This window comes from Methylobacterium sp. C1, assembly GCF_001854385.1.
GTDB lineage: Bacteria > Pseudomonadota > Alphaproteobacteria > Rhizobiales > Beijerinckiaceae > Methylobacterium > Methylobacterium radiotolerans.
The window spans coordinates 1449390-1468798 of sequence record NZ_CP017640.1 but is presented as its reverse complement, the minus strand read 5'-3'; the positions used below and the strand labels follow the sequence as shown (position 1 = coordinate 1468798).

Here is a 19409-nt window from a genome sequence, read left to right as displayed (position 1 = left end):
TTGCGGTCCGATGCCTACACACGCCATGAGGCAGCCGGAGGCACTCATGGACACCGCTGAGCCGGTTCGGGCCGATCATGTCTGGCGCACGATCGCGCTTCTGTGCCTGATCGGCCTCGCTGTCTTTGCGGGCCAGTTGCTTCTCCCGGGCCAGATGTGTCCCGTTCCGGACAATCTGCTCACTGACGAGCAGCTGAAGCTTATTGTTCCAAAACCTGATGGCCGCGGAATGCTCCGGCCGAATTGCTTCGAGTTTTGGGTCAACCGATATCAAGCTTTCATCGGCTCGATTATCGCGCTCGGCGCGGCGATAATCGCAGTTATTCCCGCACGCGGGCAACTGAAGCAGATGCTTCGTCAAACATCTGCATCGGCAAGGCAGCCGATGATAGATCTGGCGAAAGCTCTTGAGGATGAAATAGATTTCCTTCACCGGCTGCAAAGCTATGCAAGTAAAGTCCGTGAATTGATTGAGATTTATGACGAGGCGCACCCCGAAGACGTAGGTCAAATGGTCGGCGACCTCATACAAGCATCGCTCAGAGCTATAGATGAAGGTCTGCTGGAATATCGAGCGATCGAGGCTCGGCATCCGATCTTTTCTGCAACCTCTGAAGCTCGGCTCGAATTTATTGAAGCGACTATCGATCTTGAGGTCGCCCTTCAAAATTTCGACCTCGCATTTCGTTCCGGTCTGGACCAGATCGATGAGGGAAGTGGCGAGACCAGAATGTCGCCAAAGGAAATCCAGACATCTCGTCGTGAGATAGTGATGACAAGAATTGCCTGGAGCAAATCGAATAGGGAACTGAGAAAGCTTTTGGTGATGGATCTGCGTTCTGCTTGGACGCAGGTGAGGACGCTCGAAAAACAGGTGCTGGCGACCTAAAAATTTCGCGACTCGATCGGCCTGGATACCAATCATCATGCCGCCGCTCCCTCGCCGCTCGCGGGGGCGGAGGCGCTCGCATCTCGCGCGCGGAGCCGAACGCACAGGCTCCAGCCGCGGCGCAGCGGGACGAGCTCGCCGCGGCACAGCAGCGCCACGACAGTCCGGATCGGCAGGCGTCGGCCGCCGCATTCGGCGCGATAGGATGTCGGCTCGTCGCTAAGCTGCGGCCGCGCCATACGGAATTGGCCGTGCGAGCCTGGGCGGCGCTGCGTCTTGCGGACCGCGATCCGGCACACGCCCGCCTCGCGAATCGTCGCCAGCACCGTGATCTGGCGCGGAGTGAGCGTCTTCATATCCGCGCCTCCACTACCGGCAGCCCGGCCGCGCGCGCCTTGCGCACCATGTCGGCCGTGCCCGCGCCGCCCGGGAACGCGATCACCGCGTCGGGCCGGCCCTCGGCGATCATCTGGGTGTTCCGAAGCGGCCCGGCCTGCCGGCCGTACTGCTGCCAGTCCGCGCGGAAGCACGTCACCGGGATGCCGCTGGCCCGGGCCCACTGCTCGGCGCCCGCATCAGCGCCGGGCGCACCGCCCTGGATGATGTGCTCGATCTGGACATGCTGGGCGCGGCCGAGCACGTCGGCGCACTCCTCGGTCGCGTTCGACTCAAGCCAGTTCCACACCAGCGCCGGGTTGAGGTCGCGGCCTCCGCAGACGAGGATCCTCATCGCGCCACCACGGCGAGCGCGGGCCGCTCGTCCCTGCTGGCGCGCGTCGGCGCGGCTTCCTCGACGGCTATGACCGAGCCCTCTTGGAGCGCCAGGAACACCGGCAGCAGGGTCTCGTAGTGCTCGGCCACGAAGCCGATCAGCCGGGCGAGGCTCGCCAGCGCCTGGCCGTGCTCAATCTTCCGGACGGCAGCCCGCATCGTCGAGCGCTCCGGGCAGGCGCCGAGGATCCCGGCGGCCGCGAGGTTGACCCGGGCCGCGGTCTCGGCCGCGAGGGCGAGGTGCGCCGGATCGATCGTCGAGAGGTCGAGGGCGGCCATCAAAACGGCATCCCGTCGTCGCGGTCGTCCGCGAGGTCCGCGTCCTCGATCTCCCGTAAGCGGTGCGAGAGCAGGGCCGGCCGCTCATAGGGCTTGTTGGCCGCTAGTACGGCCTCGCGAGTGCAGGGTGTCTCGCCGAACAGCGCCGAGCCCGCATAGAAGTGCGTGCGCCAGCCGTTCGCTTCGGGATCGCCATCGACCGGCACGTCCACCCGGAGCATCTTCGTGCCGTAGCGCTCCTCCTCTCGAACGCGCCCGACGTGACGGCGATGGCCCATCACCTCGACGATGGCCCAGGACCAGCCATCGGCGGATTCCTCTGCGCGCGCCGCCGCTTCCATTGCGGCGATGGCGCGGGACGCTGCGAGCTCTGCGGGCTTCATCGCTCGCTCGGCGTCGGTAAGGCTGCCGCGGGCCTCGTAAGCGTCGAAGATGGCTTCGGCGGCTGCTTGCTGCGGGGTACGGGTCATGATCAGGCAGCCCTCTCGCTGGCCGGCGTGTCGCCCGGGAAGCCGTCGTCGGCCGCGTTCGCGTTGGAGGCGAGGCGGTCGAGCTCGGCGGCGATGCTATCGAGGGCTCGAATGGCGCGGTCCGGCAGGTCCGCCTTGAAGGCCTCGAGCGCCGCCGTTCCTTGGCGCGCCGCGTCCCGGGCGTCGGCGAAGAGCTTGTCCCGGCCGCCGCGCGACTGCTGCGAGGCAGACTTGGTGCCGGGCTCTGCCGGCGCGGCGCCGCCCCGGGCCCAGGCCGCCAGTCCTGCGCCGGTCTCCTCGGACAGCGGGCGATCGAGCGGCACGGCTGCGCGGTGTTGCTCCTGGAGCTTGATCGGCACCGGGTAGCCCGGGCGGGCCGGCGTCAGCACGAACGACGTCGTCAGCTCGTAGGGGAACCGCTTCTCGACGATCGGCACCCACCGCTCGGCGTCGGGCAGATCCTTCGCCTGCGTGATGACCGTCTTGCGGTAGGTCTTCCCGTAGCGGCCTTCCTCCTCGACGGTCTCCATGCGGAGCTTCTCGTCGGCGCGCATGCAGATCACGAGGTGCGCGCGGCACTGGAGCAGGCGCGAGACGACGCGACGGTAGGGCGTCTTCACCCGCCACGCGCCGACCGACGCCTTGTCCCTTGCGGCGAACTCGTCGAACCGCCAGCCCTTCTCGTCCGCCTTGGCCTTGGCCTCCGCGACGGCCCGGTCGACCGCGTCCGCGTGCTGATCCTGAAGGCCGCCGGGCCCGTCCCAGGAATGCGAGAACGAGTCGATGACGATCACCTCGAAGCCGGCGCTGTCCGCGGCGTCGATCGCAGCGATGTACGCCTCGGGCGTGAACGGGGCGCGCAGGTCGCCGTGCCGGAAGCCGAACCGGGCGGGCCCGGGCGCCTCGCCGGGCGCCGGGGCGTAGTGCTTGCCGCGACCACCCTCGGTGTCGATGAAAGCGATCCGGCTGTCGTCGCCACCGGCAAGGCCGCGGGCGATCTTAAGGGCGGACAGCGTCTTGCCGGATCCCGACGGCCCGGCGAGGCCGATGACGAGGCCGACGCGGTCGCGGACGGCAGGTGCGAAGGTGAAGCTCACGCGGCGTCTCCCATGTCGAGGGGACGGAAGGGGCTCTGCGCGACGTCGTAGGAGACGGGGGCGAGCTGCGGATCGAGGGACTCGCGCTCGGTCCAGCGGCGCTCGGCCCACTCCGGGTAGTCGACGCGCACAATCTCGGCGGGGTAGCCTGGCCAGTCGTCGGCGGCCCGGCAGCGGTTCCACAGGTGGAGCGCGGCCGCGACCTTCCGGGCGCCGACCTCCATGGCGACGCCGTCCGCCTCGGCCACGCAGAGGCCGTTCGGCTCCTCGGATTCCACGAAGATCCAGCGAAAGCGGATCCGCCCGGCGACGTGCGGCAGCAGGGTGGCCAGCACGCGCACGTAGAGCGCGGCCTGGACCTCCATGCTCATCTGCTCGAGGCGCCGGCCTAGTCCCTGCGGCGCCGCCGCTTGGCTCGACGTCTTCACGTCCCAGATGATCGCGTGCGTTGGGTGAAGCTCGACGCGATCCATCATGGTCCGCAGCCAAGCGCCGGAGCGGTCCTGCACGACGGCCACGACCTCGGCCGGTGCCGACCTGAACCCCTCGCAGCCCGGAATCTGCGGCAACCGGGCGAGCACCCGGTCGGCGATCCGCTCGGCCGTCACGAGGTCGGGCATCAGGATCGGGGCCCGCCCTCCCGCGTAGGCGGCGGCGCGCGCAGCCTTGGCGTCGGCCTTCTTGTAGTCGTCGAAGTTGATCGCCACGATCTCGGCGCCCTGGCCGAGGATGAGCTTGTGCGCGACGGTGCCGATCTCCTGCGGCCGGGTGGCCTCGCGCTCATCCGGCTTCTCGGCCCGCAAGCGCGGGTGCGCCAGAGCCGCGTGTTCGGGGCTCTGCTCCAGAAGCACCTTCGCGATCGACGATGACAGCGAGGGCTCTGGCGCGCAGTCGGCGTGGTAAGTGTCCGCCGGCATCCGATAGAGACCCGGCCCCGGCACGAAGCCGGCGAGGTGAGGGACGATCTTCACTGGCGCCTCCCGCCGGCCTGCCGGGCGAAGTGCGCGGTCTCGGCATTCACGGCTTCGATGTGCTCGGGGTCGTAGGGCGCAGCGATCGCGGCGGCGCAGATGCGCTGCAGGTGGTAGCGGACCGCCTGCATGGCCGCGGAGCTGTTCAGCCCGTCGCCGTATCGGACGTCCGTGCCGCGAAATGCCCGCGTAATCAGGACGGAGAGCTGACGGTCGGGCATCCCGGCCGAGAGCGTCCGGTGCCCCGCGGCGTAGAGCTGCTGCGCCGCGCGCTCGGGCGTGACGCCGTCGACACGCGTGAGGCGCGTGGCGGCGCTCATCGGCGGCCCCCCTTCTTGCTCGGGTTCAGGTCGTCTTCGATCTCGCGGCGCGCGGAGGCGTTCTCCGCGAGACGGTGGACGTGGATCTCGGTGCAGCCCTTCCGCCGCATCTCGCCGAGCCACTGATCGCCGGCGCCGTGGCCCAGCCCGACGGCGACGCCCTGCATCTGAGCGATGCCGTTGCTGTCGCGGGACACGCCAATCGCGACGGCCTCGGCCATCTCGTCGACGTCGACATGCCGGGCGTCGTGCACGCCGACGACGTACCGGCGCCCCGAGGCGCCGCGCCAGGCGGACAGGGGCAGCGCGGGCGTGCCGCGCAGGCCTGTGGTGGTGCGGAGGCGCTCCTCGCGGGGGATGTCCTGAGCAGCCGACATCAGGCGGCTCCTCGAAAAAGCCGCTGCGCCTCACGGTGCGCGGACAGGATGCGGTCGACCGCGGCCTCGGTGATGGTGTCGTCGCCCAGAGCGATCCGAACCTCGTCTCGGATCGTCAGCGTGTCGGCGTTGCCGAAGCGGCGCAGGACGCACCGCCTCAGCTCCCACGGCTCCCGCGCGGCGCGCTGGATCAGCCCGTCGACCGCGATCCTCGGATCGTGCAGGTGCGCGGCCATCAGCGCGACTCCGACGAGAGGCACCGGCCAGTGCGGGCGAAGTGATCGCCGGCCGCGAGATGCGCGGCGACGGCCTGCTCGGGACTCAGATCGCGAGCCTTGCCGACGCGAGGGTAGAGGTCCGGTCGCAGATCGTGCCGGGACACGCCCGATGCAGCCTCGACCGCCTCGACGTGCTGCGTCGGGCAGAACGTCCATTGCGCGACCGAGACGGCGTGCATGCCGAGGCTATGCCCGAGGCGAGGAGCCCCACCGGCTGCGGCCAGGGCGCGGCGCACCGAGGACGCGGCGCGCATGGCCTGGGCGGTGCTGGCGAAGCGAGGGCGGGCGGCCATGTCAGGCGGCCTCCGCGGGCACAGCCCGCGCGTCAACGACACGACGAACGGCAGCGATGACGTCGCCGACAGTGAGCGCGGATGTGAGGTCGAGCTCGTCCATGCCGAGCTCGAAAGCCTCCTCAAGCTCGAACCCGAACTCCACGGCGTCGAGGCTGTCCGCGCCGAGGTCTTGGACGAGGTAGGCCGCATCCACCTGCCGCTCCGGCTCGGTGGCGAGGACGTCGAAGAGGATGATGCGGACGCGATCCTCGAGCGTGCCGCTGGGAGCGGGCGCGCCGGCCATCAGCGGATGCCCTGCGACGCGCGGCGGGCGGCAAGCGCGTGATCGGCGACCTGATGCACGGCGAACGGCGCAAGGCCGATCGTGATGGCGGCGAGCAGATCAAGGACGATCAACTCGAAGCAGGAGCAATGGGTGAGGTAGTGGACGACGGTGTCGAGCAAGGCGGCGCTCCATCGCGGCGATGGCGATGAGTCCAAGGTAAGTGCGGGAGATTGCCCGCGTCAAGTCATTATGCGGGCTATGTCCCTTATTTCTGCTCGCCGCCTCACGCTCGATCCAGCACTATGGCCATCTCGTCGATCCCCGGCCGAAACGTATCGTCTGAAATTATCCATTCAAAACAATATGTTACCGGTATCAGTACACATCTATCCACAGAACCCGGGAATATTCCCGCACGTCGTTGACTCGCTCCGAGGTTGCGAACGTAATGAGAACACCGGCAACGGAGGAAGCGAATGACGCTCATGTTCCCGCCAACCAGCCATTCCGCTGCAGCGGCTCGGCCCATCCTGCAGGAGCGCTGCTTCAGCGTTCGGCTACGCTGTAGCGAGTGCGATCGCGAGCGGTCGCAGATCGTCTCGATGGTCGACGAACCGAATGACCCGGCCACGGGGCACGACTTCTATGAGTCGGGGGCTGTCGACCGGATGGACCCGACGTGCCCCTCATGTGGATGGGGAGGGGCGCTGATCCTTGGCGTCGTATATCTCCGACAGCCCGGCGACGATCCGAAGTCTATCGAATAGGCTGGTTGTCGAAAACGTACCGAACGAGCGCGATAATTTTGACTTCGCGCCCGTCTTCCGGGGCGTAATTGCGGGGAACGACGATGCTTCGATGCTCCGGATTGGATGACATCGGGATAAACTCACGGCGATCGTTGTACAGCTTGAGCGCTTTCACGGATCGTTCGCGGAGCTGCTCGCTTGCGAGGGTTTGCTGAACGACGACGATTTGGCCGTCGCGCTCCTCGAGGTCGAGATCCTCCCAGGCGGCGCAGATGATGAAGTCGCCGTGTCGGATCGGGCGGGGCTGCGCCCTATCCATCGAATCGCCCTCGACGCGGTAAGCGATTTGGCGGGCAAATGGGTACTCAGGATCACGGGGCGCCGAGATTACCTCGCCAAGGTCGTCGTCGAAGGCCGGCTTTGCGAGGAACATCCCCGCTGCGACCGGGCCGTCGACCTTGGCCAGCGTGAAGGATCGGTTCGCATTCACAAGCGACGATCCGCGTTGTCCGCCCAGCGTCTTCGGGCCAGCCTCGAACGCGAGCCATGCCGGAGTGGTCTGGAGGCCGTCCGCCAGCTTCGTGACAGTCTCTAGCGTCGGCGAATCGTCAGGACGGCGCATCAGGTCGCGAATGGCGTCGGCGCCAAGTCCGCCGTCCAGGCTCGCGGCCCGCTTTGACTTGCCGGTCTCTTCCAGGCGCTCCTGGATCCGCTCGCGAATGTCTCTCGGCATGCGCGGGAAGATACCCGCGAGGTGACGGGCGAGAGAGCGGGAAGTGACCCTTGACATATGCGGGCTATCTCCCGCATGTTTTGCGTCATGCTCACGGCCGACCACCTGCTGACTGTCGTCGACGCCTTCTGCCAAGCAAGAGGGCTCTCCGACTCGCGCGTGTCGACGCTCCTGTTTAACGACGGGAAGCGGCTCAGGCTGGTGCGCAACGGCGGCGATGTGGGGTCGCGACATCTCGCGGCGGCCTTTCGTTGGCTCTCCGATAATTGGCCGGAGGCCGCGATTTGGCCGGCGGATGTGCCTCGGCCGGCGCCAGCCGAGACCGAGGCCGCCTGATGCGCGCCCTCCTGGCCATCCTCCGCGCGCCGTCTCGCTGGCTGGACCGGCGGATCGACGCGCGGATCGGCAGATCCGAGCGCGAGGCAGATCGGAAGCGGTCAGCACAGGACCGCTTTAATCATCATTTCGCGCGGCTGGAGTCGAAGGCTTCGAACTTATCCTCTCCATCGCAAGATACCCAATTAAGTCGTGGAGGCTCCTCGCAGCTATACCGCGCGGATCGGACTCCGGAGACAAAGGCTGCCGCCGGGAAATTACAGCGATGATCATGTCGCGTTGCCTCGCGTCGAGAAATGAAATTGCTGTGCCTAGGGTGGCGTGCAGTACCTCTACTCGTATCGACAGGTCTTTCATCTGCTCGGCGAGAACGTCGATCGCGTCTTTCTCACTCATTCACCGCTCCATCGGTCCGGTTCGCACCTCCGATGTAGCGCGCCCGGCTCTCGTCGCCCCCTCGCGGGGCCGTGGCGTCGCCCTTTCCGAGGAAGGCGCATGACGGCGCTCCTCACCGCCCCATTGGTCGCCTCTGTCGCCGTCGGTCTGGCCGCGCTCCTCTGGTGTCGCGGCTTTGTGCCGTTGGTCGGCACGGCGATCGGCTGCGGCCTTGTCTGGGTGCTCGTGTGAGCGCCCGTCTCTCTTCGCGCTCCTGCGCGTCCGATCTCGACCAGGGCGTCCGTGGACTCGCCCTGAGCGGAACCCGTTTGCTGGGCACGGGCCGAGAAAGCCCCGGCGACCTTTCAGCTCGCCACGCCGTCGGACCCGGCGCGGCTCGAGCGCCCCGCGGTCTCGCTGTTCGCAGCAACCCCCGCGGGGTCGCCCTTTGCTCGCACACGTCGCTCTTCCGCCAAGTCGAAGACGTGCGCGCGCCTGTAAATGCGGATCAGAGTTTGGCGTCCCGCATCCTCCTGCCTGTTCATGTCTGCCTCCTCGGGTGTCCTCAAGACACCATAGGTCGGATTGCAGATGTGCAAGAAGCTTTTGCGAGATACGCAAATGGCGACTGCTGAAGTTGTCCAATCAAAAGAGCGCCTTAGCGATCTGCTTCGCTGGGAGAGCCGTGGCCCTGGTGACCTCGACAACGCGATGCGGCGGCTCTCTCGGCGCCATGGCGTCGAGTACGGCACGCTCTGGTCGCTGCGTTACCGGGCGCCCAAGCGGATCTGGGCCGACGTCTACACGGCGATAGCCAACGCCTACGCAGCCGAAATCGAACGCCAGCGGGGGAAACTCGAAGATGCCGCGATCGCCGCCGAACCGCTCCTCGGGGCTGATCGCGCTTCTGTGCGCGCGGCTCGTGCTCTGTCTGGACGTTCAGAGGGAACGTCTCCTTCGCTGGTGGACGAGGACCGGCAGCGACTGATCAGCGTCGAGCGCCGGCCATGAGCGAGGCACTGCGCACCATCAGCACCGATGACCTGCTCGCCCCCACGCACGTCATCAGCCGGCCGGTCACCGCCTTTCGGATCTGCGCGGCCGACGAGATCGCCACCCATCGGCGCGTCACGGTGCTGGCCGACGGCGAGGTCGCGCACGTGCATGTGCCGGACGGCTTCTGCCGCGACGTCACACCGGTGACGGGCGACTGGCTGCTGGTCTCGCTCGACGGCGACGTCTCGCATTGCCGCGCCGAGCTGTTCGAGCAGGAGTGCACGCCCGTCGCGCGCGCGGCCGCTGGCTGCATCGCGGACGAGGTCCGTCTCCGCAATCCCCTCTTCCCCGGCTGAAAGGCCCGCCCACGCGGGGCGCGCCCGCGCGACCTGGAGGTGATCATGGCAGCGGCACAGCACGGCAACGGATTCGACCCGAAGCGCACGAAGGAGTGCGTCGACCGCATCGAGGCGCTCGCTGCGAAGAAGCAGTCGCTGCACATGACCTACATGGCGGAATGCGCCGTGATCAACGAGGACATCGGCGACGTCTACCAGGAGGCCAAGGACGCTTGGCACATCCCGAAGAAGGCGCTCCGGACCGTCATCAAGGCGCGCGCGACCGAGCGGAAGCTCGTGGCAATGCGCGACGATCTCGACCTGATCGACCGCGAGAGCTTCGACCAGATCCGGCATTCGCTCGGTGATCTGGCTGACACGCCGCTGGGCAGTGCGGCGCTGTCCGGCGCCGAGGAGGCCGCCGACAGCAAGGGCAGTCGCCAGACCCGGAAGCAACGCGACGCCGCCCTCGATGCGGTCTCGACCGGAAACGGTGCCGAGAAGCTCGCCGGTCTCAGCAAGCTGAACTGAGCGGGCGCCTGTGGCCTATTCCGGCATCATCCTGTCCCTCGACCTCGCCAGCAACACCGGCGTGGGCGAGGGCCGTCCCGGCGCAGTGCCGCGCCTCTACGACGCCGAGCTTCGTCGCGAGGGTGACGACTGGGAGGACACGTGGAGCCGAGCGGTCGGCTGGATCGCGGACCGCCTCTACCTCGAGCGCCAGGCTGTCGAGGACGGCGATTTCCGCATCATCGTCGAGGCGCCGATCTTCGTTGGCAAGGCCGGCGCGAAGAACGCCAATTCCGAGCTGGTGACCAAGGGCCTATGGGCCTGCATCACCGGCTTCGCCCGGGCCCGGGGCGTGATGGTGCACCGGGTCCACGTCTCGACCGTCCGCGCGCAGTTCTTGGGGAACGGCCAGATGCCGGGCGAGGCCGCCAAGCGAGAGGCGCGCCGCGTATGTCGGGCGCTCGGCTGGAATCCGCCGAGCCTGGACGCGGCCGATGCCGGCGCCCTCTGGTGGTACGGCTGCAACCTCTGGGCGCCGAATGCGGCGCCGGTCGTCGATCCGCGCGTGCTGAAGCGGAGGGCGGCATGATCCCAGCCGGCCACACCGCCGTCATGGCGTCGCGGCGCGAGCCGCCGGACAGCCTCGACTTCTTCCCGACGCCGCCCTGGGCCACCCGCGCGCTGTGCGAGCACGTGCTGCCGCACCTCGACCTGCAGCGCGCCATATCGACGTGCGCCTGCTGGGACCCGGCCTGTGGCGAGGGCCACATGTTCGAAGTGCTGCTGGAGTATTTCGGCGGGGGCGGCTGGGGCTCCGACATCTTCGACTATGGCCGCGGCTACCGCGTCGAGGACTTCCTCGACGAGGGCACGGCGATCGGGTCCCCCGAAGACGGGATGGCGCCTGAGTTCATCATTACCAACCCGCCGTTCCGCCCGGCCACCGCCTTTACACTGCGCGCGCTGACGCTGGCCCCGGTGGTCGCGATGCTGCTGCGCACGGTCTGGGTCGAGGGCGTCGAGCGCTACGAGACCCTGTTCCGAGATCGTCCGCCGACGCTGATTGCGCCCTTCGTCGAGCGCGTTCCGATGACGAAGGGGCGATGGGATCCGGATGCCGGCACGGCCACGTCCTACGCTTGGTTCGTGTGGGTGCGCGGGCGCGCCCCGCAGGCAGTGTTCTGGATCCCTCCTGGCTGCAGGCAGCGCTTGATCAAGCCGACCGATCGCGCGCGCTTTGCCGTGCAGACGGCCGCGCCCCTCCTCGACCTCGCAGCAGCGGAGTAGCGCCATGCGCTGGGCGATCATCCACCAGCAGCAGGTGCTTTACCGCGGGACCCAGGAACAGGTCCTGGCCGCAGCCGAGCGCTTCGACCTCATCTGCCACACCGTGCCGGGCATCCAGCAGCCGCTCGACGGCCGCGGCTTCTACCCGGACGGCGCCGAGATCCCGCCGCGCCTCCGCCAGGGCGCGGTGATTTTGCCGGAGGACATGCTTCCGGCCCGCCACCGGAGGCGCGCTGCATGAGCTGGGACAACGAGAACGTCGTGGCCTTCCGGCCGCCTGTCGATCAAACCGCGCTGCCGCACAGCGTGGACGTCGAGCGGTCTCTGCTCGGCATCCTGATGATGCGGCCCGAGGTCGTGGCTGCCGTCGCGCAGATCGTGCGGCCCGAGCACTTCCACTTCCAAGACCACCAGGAGGTGTTCGCCTGCATCGAGGCGCTGGTGGCCGCCGGCTGCCCGCCGTCGCCGATCGCGGTGAATGGCTACCTCCAGCGGCCGCAGATCGGCGACCAGCCCGCGCTGACTTACCTCGCGGACTGCGCCGCCGACACGATGGGCCTCGACGCCACCGGCTACGCGGCGATCGTGCGCGACCTGGCCTCGAAGCGGGCGCTGCTCACGGTGGCCGAGCGGCTCACCGAGACGGTGCGCACGGCCGGCCCGGGCGGGGCGCAAACCATCATCGACGAGACTGAGCAGGCGCTGCTCGATGTCCGGGCCGTCGTCCCGCAGGCGCACCTCGCCGGCCAGTCCGCGCCCGAGGCCATGCGCTGGATGCTCGACCGCATCACTCAGCTGAGGACCGGCATGATGGAATCGACCGCGATCTCGACGGGGCTTCACGAGCTCGACCGCGTCACGAATGGCGGCTTCCAGCGAGGACAGCTCTGGCTGCTCGCCGGACGTCCGGGCATGGGCAAGACGGTCGCGATGACGACGCTGTCCCGGCTTGCAGCGAAGACGGCCGGCGTCCTCGTCTACCAGTGCGAGGTGACCCGGGATCAGCAGATCGCCCGCTACCTCTCGGACCTCTCCTACGTCCACAACCGGCCGCTGCCCTTCGGCAAGATCATGGCCGGCGTCGGCCTCGACGACGAGGAGGCCTGGCGCATCGAGCAGGCCGCGCAGAGCTTCGAGAAGCTCCATCTGCGGCTCGAATGCGAGCCTGGCGTCTCGGTGCCCCAGATCGCCTTCGGGGTGAAGGCCGAGAAGCGGCGGCTCGCCAAGCAGGGCGTGCGCCTCGGAGTCGTGTTCATCGACTACCTGAAATTCATCAAGGTCTCGGACCGCTACCAGAGCCAGCGCGTCCTTGAGATCGGCGAGATCTCCGGCTCGCTGAAGCAGCTCGCGAAGGCCGAGGACATCTGCATCGTCCTGCTCGCCCAGCTGAACCGGGGCGTCGAGAAGCAGGAGCGCGAGGATCGGCGCCCGACCCCGGCCGACCTGCGCGATTCCGGCGAACTGGAGCAGGACGCCGACGCGGTCCTGCTGCTCTACCGCGAGGCCGTCTACGTCGAGCGCAAGCTGAAGGCCAAGGCGACGCCCGAGCTCGCCGACCGCTTCACTGAGGTCCAGCACCGCCTCGAGCTGATCCTCGGCAAGAACCGATCCGGACCGCCGTCCACCCTGAACCTCTGGTGCGACGTGGCCCACTCCGCCATCGCCCAGACCGCCCGAGGGGGCTTCTGATGACAGACCGCACCGACCTCCCGGCGCCGCTGGTGCCCGCCGACATCGACGTCGACGGGATCAACGGCTTCCTCCTGCACACCGACAAGCTGTTTCACTCCGAGCTCTGGGCGCTGTCCACGGGCGACGAGTTCAAGGCTGCGGTGGCGCTCTGGGGCCACGCATGGCGACAGCGGCCGGCGGGATCGCTGCCCAACGATGACCGTCTCTTGGCGGCCTTTTCTGGGACCGGATCGCGCTGGAAGAAGGTCCGCGCGATGGCGCTCCGGGGCTTCATCCTGTGCTCGGATAATCGGTACTACCACCGAGTTTTGTGCGAGGACGTCATCCGCGCCGCGCAAGCGAAGGATTCCAGGCGCGAGCGAACCGCTGCGGCGACCAAGGCCCGTCAGTCGAAGACTGACCCGGACCAGACACCTCCGTCCGGGGGCAAAAAACCGAATGGAATCAACGAAACGGCCCCACGTAACGTTGGTCGTGACGATGCACGTAACGATCAACGTAACGAAGTACGTCACGAGCAACGTCACGAAACCGTGGCGTCGACGTTACGCGGACCGTTACGTTCACCAATAGAAGTAGAAGGGAAAGGAAGAGAAGAAGAAGATATACCGGCGGCCGCCTGTGAACCTGTACCCGTCGCGCCCGCCGCCGCTGCCGCGCTGCCGTCGTGGAACAGCCGAGCGAACTTCGACCGGGTCGAGCGTCGGTGCCGCGAGGTGCTGCCCCGGGACTGGGTGCAGGACCTCGTCGTCAGCCCGATGGCTCGGCTGATCGCCTCGGGCGTCGATCTCGAGGCCGAGATCATCCCGGCGCTCCTCGACCTCGCCGCGGCCCGCCGGGTGCCGATTCGGACGTGGTCGCTGCTGGCGGACACCGTCGCCGAGCGCATCGCCGTGCAGCGCCAAGGCCGGGTCGCTCAGGGCCTCGCCGCCGTGCCGGAGGCCCCGACACCGGCCGAGGACCTCGTCGACCTCGGCGCCTCCGGCCGCTGGCCCGAACCGACGCTGCGGAAGTGGCTGGAGCGGTATCACCAGGACGCTGGGACGTGGTCTGAATCGGTGCTCGGACCGCCGCCGGGTCAGCCCGGATGCCGCATCCCGCCCCGGCTTCTGCTGGAGGCCGCGTGATGGTCGCCGGGCAGACGAGCGCCGACGCCGCCGAGGTCCTGCTGCGCCGGCTCTGGCTGGAGGACGGCCAGAGCTTCAAGCAGATCGCCCAGGCTCTGACCGAGGTCACGGGCAAGGCGGTAACACGCGGCGCCGTCGCTGGGCGCGTCCGGCGCCTCGGCCTAACCGGGATGCAGGCGGCGCGCCCTTCTGAGGCGGCAGTGACGGTGTCGCCTTCTGCCCCCTCCGATGAGGTCGAGAAAAGCGACACAGCCGCTGTGCCAGCGCCGACCTACACGCTTGGCACGTGGCCCATGGCCGCCACCACCGCCGGCCAGTGCAAGTTCGCCTGCACCCCGCACACCGCCCGGCCTGAGCAGCACCGCTTCTGTGGCGAGCCGGTCGCATGGCGCGGCGGCAAGCCGACGAGCTGGTGCCGCGTGCACCTCGACGTCGTCAGCGGCGCGACCGGCCGAACCCCAGGCGGCGCCAGCGTGGCGAATGTCGCGAACGGCCAAGTGAGACCCGACCGCGAACCGGCGCGCTCGGGATGGGGCGCGACTGGAGCGTAGCGTGGGCAAGAAGCGCGGCACCAACGGACCACGGATCAAGGGGGAGCACGTGACGATCGATCAGAGCCTGACCTGGTACGTCGTGCATACCCTGCCACTGCATGAGGCCGCGGCCGCCGAGGAGTTCCAGAAGCTGGCCATGGAATGCTGGCTGCCGCGCTATCGCGTCACCGTCGTGCGCCGTGGCCGCAAGGTCGACACGCAGGCGATCTTCTTCGCCTCGTACCTGTTCGTCGGTCTCGACCGGGAGCGGCATGCATCACGCTGGACCGAGCCGCTGTTCGACAGCCGGCACGTGATCGACGTCCTCGGGCGCCGCGAGCCGCTCGCGATATCCGGCAAGGTGCTCCAGGCCCTGGCCGATCGCATCGCCGGCGTCGACGAGACCGATTACGCCAAGCGTCGGAAGGATGCGGCGATGTTCGAGATCGGCGAACTGCGCAGGGTTTTGAACGGCCCGTTCATGTCGTTCTTCGCCGAGGTCGAGGAGGTCCTGAGCAACGGTGTCGTAAAGGCCGGCGTGAGCATATTCGGGCGCCACACCCCGGTAGAGTTCACGCCTGACCAGTTGGGCGAGGTCGCCTGATCTGTCCACACGTCGAGCTTGACTCACCGAACCGGCTCTGAATCTATCCTGCCCGTGGACGGCCGGATTGTGAGCAGCGCTCGTTGGAGGGTGCGCCTGCCGGAGGAACCGGGTCACGTGTCAGCGTCGGGACCAGCTGCCCACGCGCGACATGGCCAGCCTGGACTCTGCGCGAACCCCCGGTGATCTGCTGATGCCCCGGCTGACCAACCTCAAGCCCAAGATCGCTACGCTCGACACCCGCCTGCGGTATGCCGAGCAGCCGCTCGGTCTCACCCCGGACCAAGCGTACAGCCGGGTGCGCAGGCAGAGCAGCCCAGTGGATCGGCTCTACACCTCGTCACGGTGGCGGGCCGTCAGAGCCGAGCAGCTGAGCCGAGAGCCGCTCTGCTGCATGTGCCTCGCGGAGGATGGACGGGCTGAAGCCGCCACCGTCTGCGACCACGTCACGCCTCACAGGGGCGATGTGGCCGCCTTCTGGGCCGGCCCGTTCCAGAGCCTGTGCGCTCACCACCACAACGCGGCCAAGCAGCGGGAAGAGAACGCAGCAGCCCAGAGGTAGGGGGGTCGGAAGTCGCGAAGCTTTCGGCACAGAGGCGGATGGCAACCCATCCGCAGAATTAATTTCAGACGGTCACAAATTCGATGTCGGATAATCGCCCTCGCCGCCGCGGTCGGCCGCCGAAGGCTGGCCCGCGTGAGGCGAACGGTCGGCTCAAGCGAGCGTCGAAGCCGTCAGCTTCGAGGGCCTCACTTCTCGCGCTGCCGAACGACCTGGCCCTTGAGGTGGAGCAGCTCGTCGCGCTCGGTGAGCCGCAGGCGGTGATCGCAGCGGCAGTCGGGTGCACCATGGAGGACCTGACCGCGCGCTTCGGCGTGGAGCTCCTCCACGGCCATGCGCGGCGCCGGCGCGAGGTGGTCGGGCTGATGTTCGCGAAGGCCAGGACCGGCAACGCCACCCTGATCAAGGAACTGCACGACCTCACGCGGCTGGTCGCGGCCGAGCGTGGGGCAGAGGCGGAGCAGACAGCAGCCGTGCCGGCGCGTCTGGGGAAGAAGGTCGAGGCGCAGCAGGCGGCCGAGACCGCGGGCGTCGGCACCGAGTGGGGTGACGACTTGGGCCAGGCCCCGTCGCTGAACTGAGGCACCGATGTGGGACACAGCCTGTCCGGACTGGGAGGAGCGGTTGCTCGCGCGGCGACCGCTCGTTCCGGATCTGCCGCTGTTCGCCGATCAGGCTGACAAGGCAGAGCGCATCTTCAACCGGCTGCGCATTCCGGACGTGATCGGCACACCGACCATGGCCAATGCGGCGGGCGACTGGATCCGCGCGATCGTGCGGGCGCTGTTTGGCTCCTACGACGCCGAGCGCCATCGGCGGATGATCCAGGAGGTGTTCCTCCTCGTGCCGAAGAAGAACTCGAAGAGCTCGTCGGCGGCCTCGATCATGGTCACGGCGCTGATCATGAATGAGCGGCCGGCCGCGGAATTTCTGCTGATCGCGCCGACGAAGGAGATCGCCGACATCGCGTTCAAGCAGGCGGCTGGCCTGATCGCCTTGGACAAGGAACTCGCCAAGCTCTTCCACCCGCAGCGGCACATCCGGACCATCACGCACCGGCGCAGCGGCGCGATGATGCAGGTGAAGGCGGCCGACACCGACGTCATCACCGGCTCGAAGAGCACGGGCATCCTGGTCGACGAGACCCACGTCTTCGCCAAGAAGCCGAACGCAGCGGACATCTTCGTCGAGATCCGGGGCGCGCTTGCGGCGCGGCCCGACGGGTTCATGATCCAGATCACGACCCAGTCGAAAGATCCGCCGGCTGGCGTCTTCGCGAGCGAGTTGCGTAACGCTCGAGACGTGCGGGACGGTAAGCTGCGGCTGCCGCTCCTGCCGGTGCTGTACGAGCTGCCGGAGCGCGTCGCGGCCGATGATGGCTGGAAGGCTCCCGAGACGTGGCCGCTGGTCAACCCGAACCTGGGCCGGTCGGTTGATGAGGGGTTCCTCCGGCGCGAGTTGCTGAAGGCCGAGCGCGAGGGGCCGGCGCAACTCGCGCTGCTCGCCTCGCAGCACTTCAACGTCGAGGTCGGGCTGCGCTTGCGCAGAGATCGCTGGGCCGGCGCCGACAAGTGGGAAGCGGCCGCCGAGCCGAGCCTGACACTGGACGAGCTGCTCGAGCAGTCGGAGGTCGTCTGCGTCGGCATTGACGGAGGCGGCCTCGACGACCTGTTCGGGCTCGCAGTGCTTGGCCGGCACAAGGTGACCAAGCACTGGCTCCTGTGGGTGCACGCCTGGGCCTACCGCGGGGTGCTAACGCTAAGGAAGTCCGAGGCGGCGCGGCTCCTCGACTTCGAGCGCGACGGCGACCTGACCGTCGTGGATCGGCTCGGCGACGACATTGAGGGCATCGCCGCGATCGTGAAGCGGATCGACGACGCCGGCTTGCTCGCCCGCGTGGGCCTCGACCCGGTCGGGGTCGGCGCCGTGGTCGACGCGCTGGACGGAATCGAGGTCAACGGCGACCGCGTCGTCGGCATCTCGCAGGGCTGGAAGCTCTCCGGGGCGATCAAGACGGCCGAGCGAAAGCTGGCCGACGGCACGCTCCGGCATGGCGGGCGACCGCTGATGGCTTGGTGCGTGGGTAACGCGAAGGTCGAGCCCCGTGGCAACGCCACGACGATCACGAAGCAGGCGGCGGGGACGGCGAAGATCGATCCGCTGATGGCGGCCTTCGACGCAGTGGCGCTGATGGCGATGAACCCGGAGGCCAAGGGCATCGACATGGACGATTTCCTCAAGAACCCGATCTGGGCGTGATCAGGCATGAGCGTCGGAACCGCGCTCCGGCGCCTCGTCGGCCTGCAGGCGAAATCGCGAGCGCTGTCGGTTGTCGATGGCCGCGACGCGCCGCTGTGGTCGCGCCTCCTCGGCTATGGCGACAGCGCCTCCGGCAAGGTCGTCACGCCTGAGACCGCGATGCAGGTCGCCACGGTGTGGTCCTGCATCCGGCTGCTCGCCGAGACGATCGCGACGCTGCCGCTGGTGGTCTACGAGCGCAAGGACGATGACAGCCGCGTCGTGGCGCGTTCGCACCCGCTGTCGACCCTGCTGCGGGTCTCCCCCGACGGCGAACACACTGCGGTCGAGTTCATCGAGGGGCTCATCATCTCGCTGTGCCTGAACGGGCACGCCTTCGGGGAGAAGATCCGCAGCGCCAACGGGCGCCTCGTCGCCATCCACCCGATGCTGTTCAACCGGACCACGGCGCGGCGGCTCGACGACGGGTCGTGGCAGTACCGCTACGACGACCCCGTCACGCGGATGGTTCGCATCCTGTCCGAGGACGACGTCTTCCACGTCCGCGGATTCGGGAACGGCCTCTCGCCCATCGCCTTTGCGCGGCAGACGATCGGGGCATCGATCGCGGCCGACGAGGCGGCGGGACGGCTGTTCGCGAACGGCGTGCGCCCGAGCGGTGTCCTTGAGGTCAGCCAGGTCCTGAAGAAGGAGCAGCGCCAGGACCTCCGCAACAACATCGTCGCTCCGCTGGCCGGCTCCCAGAATGCCGGCGGGATCTTCGTCCTGGAAGCCGGGATGAAGTTCACGCCGATCAGCCTCAACCCCGACGACGCGCAGCTGCTCGAAACCCGCCGATGGCACGTCGAGGAGATCTGCCGCTGGTTCATGGTGCCACCGATCCTCATCGGGCACGCGGCGCAGGGTCAGACGATGTGGGGCTCGGGCGTCGAGCAGATCAACCTCGGCTGGCTGTCGACGGGCCTGCGCAACTGGCTGAACCGGATCGAGGCCGCGATCCTGCTGCGCCTGTTCATGCCGGGCGAGCGCGGCCGCTACTACGCCGAGTTCAACATCGAGGGCCTGCTGCGCGCCGACAGCAAGACGAGAACCGACCTTCTCGCCCGGCGCGTCCAGAACGGCCTGATGAACCGCAACGAGGCCCGCCGCCTCGACAACCTCCCGCCCTACGAGGGCGGCGAAGCCTACACGGTCCAGTCCAACCTGCTGCCCATCGACATGCTGGGCAAGGTCGCCGTGCAGCCCAACGAGAAGCCGATCGGGGGCGAGGACGGGTCCCACCAGGAGCAATGACC

The 19409-nt window shown here is 68.1% G+C and carries 30 protein-coding genes; 16 read left to right on the top strand and 14 right to left on the bottom strand.

Annotated features, from left to right (window positions below; all coding sequences use genetic code 11):
* Positions 1-46 precede the first annotated feature (46 nt).
* Complete coding sequence (locus BKE41_RS31075; RefSeq protein ID WP_159392723.1) at positions 47-889, top strand: hypothetical protein; 843 nt, start codon at positions 47-49, stop codon at positions 887-889.
* 35 nt (positions 890-924) lie between these two features.
* Here the strand turns inward: BKE41_RS31075 and BKE41_RS06945 are convergent, their stop codons facing one another.
* The 14 genes from BKE41_RS06945 to BKE41_RS31065 form a co-directional block, all read right to left on the bottom strand.
* Positions 925-1245, bottom strand: a complete 321-nt coding sequence (locus BKE41_RS06945) for a hypothetical protein (protein WP_070998869.1) — start codon at positions 1243-1245, stop codon at positions 925-927.
* Positions 1242-1619 (bottom strand): SLOG family protein, encoded by a 378-nt coding sequence (locus BKE41_RS06940; RefSeq protein ID WP_070998867.1) that lies wholly within the window; start codon positions 1617-1619, stop codon positions 1242-1244. The genes BKE41_RS06945 and BKE41_RS06940 overlap by 4 nt, the downstream gene beginning before the upstream one ends.
* The gene (locus BKE41_RS06935) at positions 1616-1939 is read right to left on the bottom strand and encodes a hypothetical protein (protein ID WP_070998865.1); all 324 of its coding nucleotides are present in this window, start codon (positions 1937-1939) and stop codon (positions 1616-1618) included. The genes BKE41_RS06940 and BKE41_RS06935 overlap by 4 nt, the downstream gene beginning before the upstream one ends.
* Entirely contained in the window at positions 1939-2409 is a 471-nt protein-coding gene (locus BKE41_RS06930) for a hypothetical protein (protein ID WP_070998864.1), read from the bottom strand. The genes BKE41_RS06935 and BKE41_RS06930 overlap by 1 nt, the downstream gene beginning before the upstream one ends.
* A 2-nt stretch (positions 2410-2411) precedes the next feature.
* Positions 2412-3506 (bottom strand): AAA family ATPase, encoded by a 1095-nt coding sequence (locus BKE41_RS06925; protein WP_070998862.1) that lies wholly within the window; start codon positions 3504-3506, stop codon positions 2412-2414.
* On the bottom strand, positions 3503-4477 hold the full coding sequence (locus tag BKE41_RS06920; protein ID WP_070998860.1) for a PD-(D/E)XK nuclease family protein: 975 nt from the start codon (positions 4475-4477) through the stop codon (positions 3503-3505). The genes BKE41_RS06925 and BKE41_RS06920 overlap by 4 nt, the downstream gene beginning before the upstream one ends.
* A complete protein-coding gene (locus BKE41_RS06915; protein ID WP_070998858.1) occupies positions 4474-4797 on the bottom strand; it encodes a hypothetical protein in 324 nt (107 codons plus the stop codon). The genes BKE41_RS06920 and BKE41_RS06915 overlap by 4 nt, the downstream gene beginning before the upstream one ends.
* A complete protein-coding gene (locus tag BKE41_RS06910) occupies positions 4794-5174 on the bottom strand; it encodes a hypothetical protein (RefSeq protein WP_070998856.1) in 381 nt (126 codons plus the stop codon). The genes BKE41_RS06915 and BKE41_RS06910 overlap by 4 nt, the downstream gene beginning before the upstream one ends.
* Positions 5174-5410 (bottom strand): hypothetical protein, encoded by a 237-nt coding sequence (locus BKE41_RS06905; protein ID WP_070998855.1) that lies wholly within the window; start codon positions 5408-5410, stop codon positions 5174-5176. The genes BKE41_RS06910 and BKE41_RS06905 overlap by 1 nt, the downstream gene beginning before the upstream one ends.
* The gene (locus tag BKE41_RS06900) at positions 5410-5745 is read right to left on the bottom strand and encodes a YdaS family helix-turn-helix protein (protein ID WP_070998853.1); all 336 of its coding nucleotides are present in this window, start codon (positions 5743-5745) and stop codon (positions 5410-5412) included. The genes BKE41_RS06905 and BKE41_RS06900 overlap by 1 nt, the downstream gene beginning before the upstream one ends.
* A 1-nt stretch (position 5746) precedes the next feature.
* Entirely contained in the window at positions 5747-6031 is a 285-nt protein-coding gene (locus tag BKE41_RS06895; RefSeq protein WP_070998851.1) for an acyl carrier protein, read from the bottom strand.
* A complete protein-coding gene (locus BKE41_RS31070) occupies positions 6031-6192 on the bottom strand; it encodes a hypothetical protein (RefSeq protein ID WP_159392722.1) in 162 nt (53 codons plus the stop codon). The genes BKE41_RS06895 and BKE41_RS31070 overlap by 1 nt, the downstream gene beginning before the upstream one ends.
* Before the next feature lie 577 nt (positions 6193-6769).
* Positions 6770-7630, bottom strand: coding sequence for a S24 family peptidase (locus BKE41_RS06890; RefSeq protein WP_159392721.1), 861 nt, complete (start codon positions 7628-7630; stop codon positions 6770-6772).
* Positions 7631-7948: 318 nt separating this feature from the next.
* On the bottom strand, positions 7949-8227 hold the full coding sequence (locus tag BKE41_RS31065; RefSeq protein WP_159392720.1) for a hypothetical protein: 279 nt from the start codon (positions 8225-8227) through the stop codon (positions 7949-7951).
* Positions 8228-8326: 99 nt separating this feature from the next.
* Between BKE41_RS31065 and BKE41_RS32395 the strand changes: the two genes are divergently transcribed.
* The 15 genes from BKE41_RS32395 (at position 8327) to BKE41_RS06815 (ending at position 19407) form a co-directional block, all read left to right on the top strand.
* The gene (locus tag BKE41_RS32395; protein ID WP_280944503.1) at positions 8327-8458 is read left to right on the top strand and encodes a hypothetical protein; all 132 of its coding nucleotides are present in this window, start codon (positions 8327-8329) and stop codon (positions 8456-8458) included.
* 339 nt (positions 8459-8797) lie between these two features.
* On the top strand, positions 8798-9217 hold the full coding sequence (locus BKE41_RS30050) for a hypothetical protein (protein WP_107645295.1): 420 nt from the start codon (positions 8798-8800) through the stop codon (positions 9215-9217).
* Complete coding sequence (locus BKE41_RS06875; RefSeq protein ID WP_070998845.1) at positions 9214-9558, top strand: hypothetical protein; 345 nt, start codon at positions 9214-9216, stop codon at positions 9556-9558. Before BKE41_RS30050 ends, BKE41_RS06875 begins: the two co-directional genes overlap by 4 nt.
* Before the next feature lie 45 nt (positions 9559-9603).
* Positions 9604-10071 (top strand): DUF2312 domain-containing protein, encoded by a 468-nt coding sequence (locus tag BKE41_RS06870; protein ID WP_070998843.1) that lies wholly within the window; start codon positions 9604-9606, stop codon positions 10069-10071.
* A gap of 10 nt (positions 10072-10081) precedes the next feature.
* Complete coding sequence (locus tag BKE41_RS06865; protein WP_070998841.1) at positions 10082-10639, top strand: hypothetical protein; 558 nt, start codon at positions 10082-10084, stop codon at positions 10637-10639.
* On the top strand, positions 10636-11337 hold the full coding sequence (locus tag BKE41_RS06860) for a hypothetical protein (RefSeq protein WP_070998839.1): 702 nt from the start codon (positions 10636-10638) through the stop codon (positions 11335-11337). The genes BKE41_RS06865 and BKE41_RS06860 overlap by 4 nt, the downstream gene beginning before the upstream one ends.
* Positions 11338-11341: 4 nt before the next feature.
* Positions 11342-11578: a hypothetical protein gene (locus BKE41_RS06855; RefSeq protein ID WP_070998837.1), complete on the top strand. Its 237-nt coding sequence runs from the start codon at positions 11342-11344 to the stop codon at positions 11576-11578.
* Positions 11575-13026, top strand: coding sequence for a DnaB-like helicase C-terminal domain-containing protein (locus BKE41_RS06850; RefSeq protein WP_070998835.1), 1452 nt, complete (start codon positions 11575-11577; stop codon positions 13024-13026). The genes BKE41_RS06855 and BKE41_RS06850 overlap by 4 nt, the downstream gene beginning before the upstream one ends.
* The gene (locus tag BKE41_RS30045; protein ID WP_083374299.1) at positions 13026-14156 is read left to right on the top strand and encodes a DUF1376 domain-containing protein; all 1131 of its coding nucleotides are present in this window, start codon (positions 13026-13028) and stop codon (positions 14154-14156) included. The genes BKE41_RS06850 and BKE41_RS30045 overlap by 1 nt, the downstream gene beginning before the upstream one ends.
* Positions 14156-14707 carry a GcrA family cell cycle regulator gene (locus BKE41_RS06840; RefSeq protein ID WP_070998833.1) on the top strand — a complete coding sequence of 184 codons (552 nt, stop codon included), beginning with the start codon at positions 14156-14158 and terminating at the stop codon, positions 14705-14707. The genes BKE41_RS30045 and BKE41_RS06840 overlap by 1 nt, the downstream gene beginning before the upstream one ends.
* Before the next feature lies 1 nt (position 14708).
* Positions 14709-15293 carry a transcription termination/antitermination NusG family protein gene (locus tag BKE41_RS06835; protein ID WP_070998831.1) on the top strand — a complete coding sequence of 195 codons (585 nt, stop codon included), beginning with the start codon at positions 14709-14711 and terminating at the stop codon, positions 15291-15293.
* Between the two features lie 151 nt (positions 15294-15444).
* A complete protein-coding gene (locus BKE41_RS31980; RefSeq protein WP_159392719.1) occupies positions 15445-15855 on the top strand; it encodes an HNH endonuclease in 411 nt (136 codons plus the stop codon).
* A gap of 224 nt (positions 15856-16079) precedes the next feature.
* Positions 16080-16436, top strand: a complete 357-nt coding sequence (locus tag BKE41_RS06825; RefSeq protein ID WP_070998828.1) for a hypothetical protein — start codon at positions 16080-16082, stop codon at positions 16434-16436.
* 7 nt (positions 16437-16443) lie between these two features.
* Complete coding sequence (locus BKE41_RS06820; RefSeq protein ID WP_070998826.1) at positions 16444-18114, top strand: terminase large subunit; 1671 nt, start codon at positions 16444-16446, stop codon at positions 18112-18114.
* Positions 18115-18120: 6 nt separating this feature from the next.
* Positions 18121-19407: a phage portal protein gene (locus tag BKE41_RS06815; protein ID WP_070998824.1), complete on the top strand. Its 1287-nt coding sequence runs from the start codon at positions 18121-18123 to the stop codon at positions 19405-19407.
* Positions 19408-19409 lie beyond the last annotated feature (2 nt).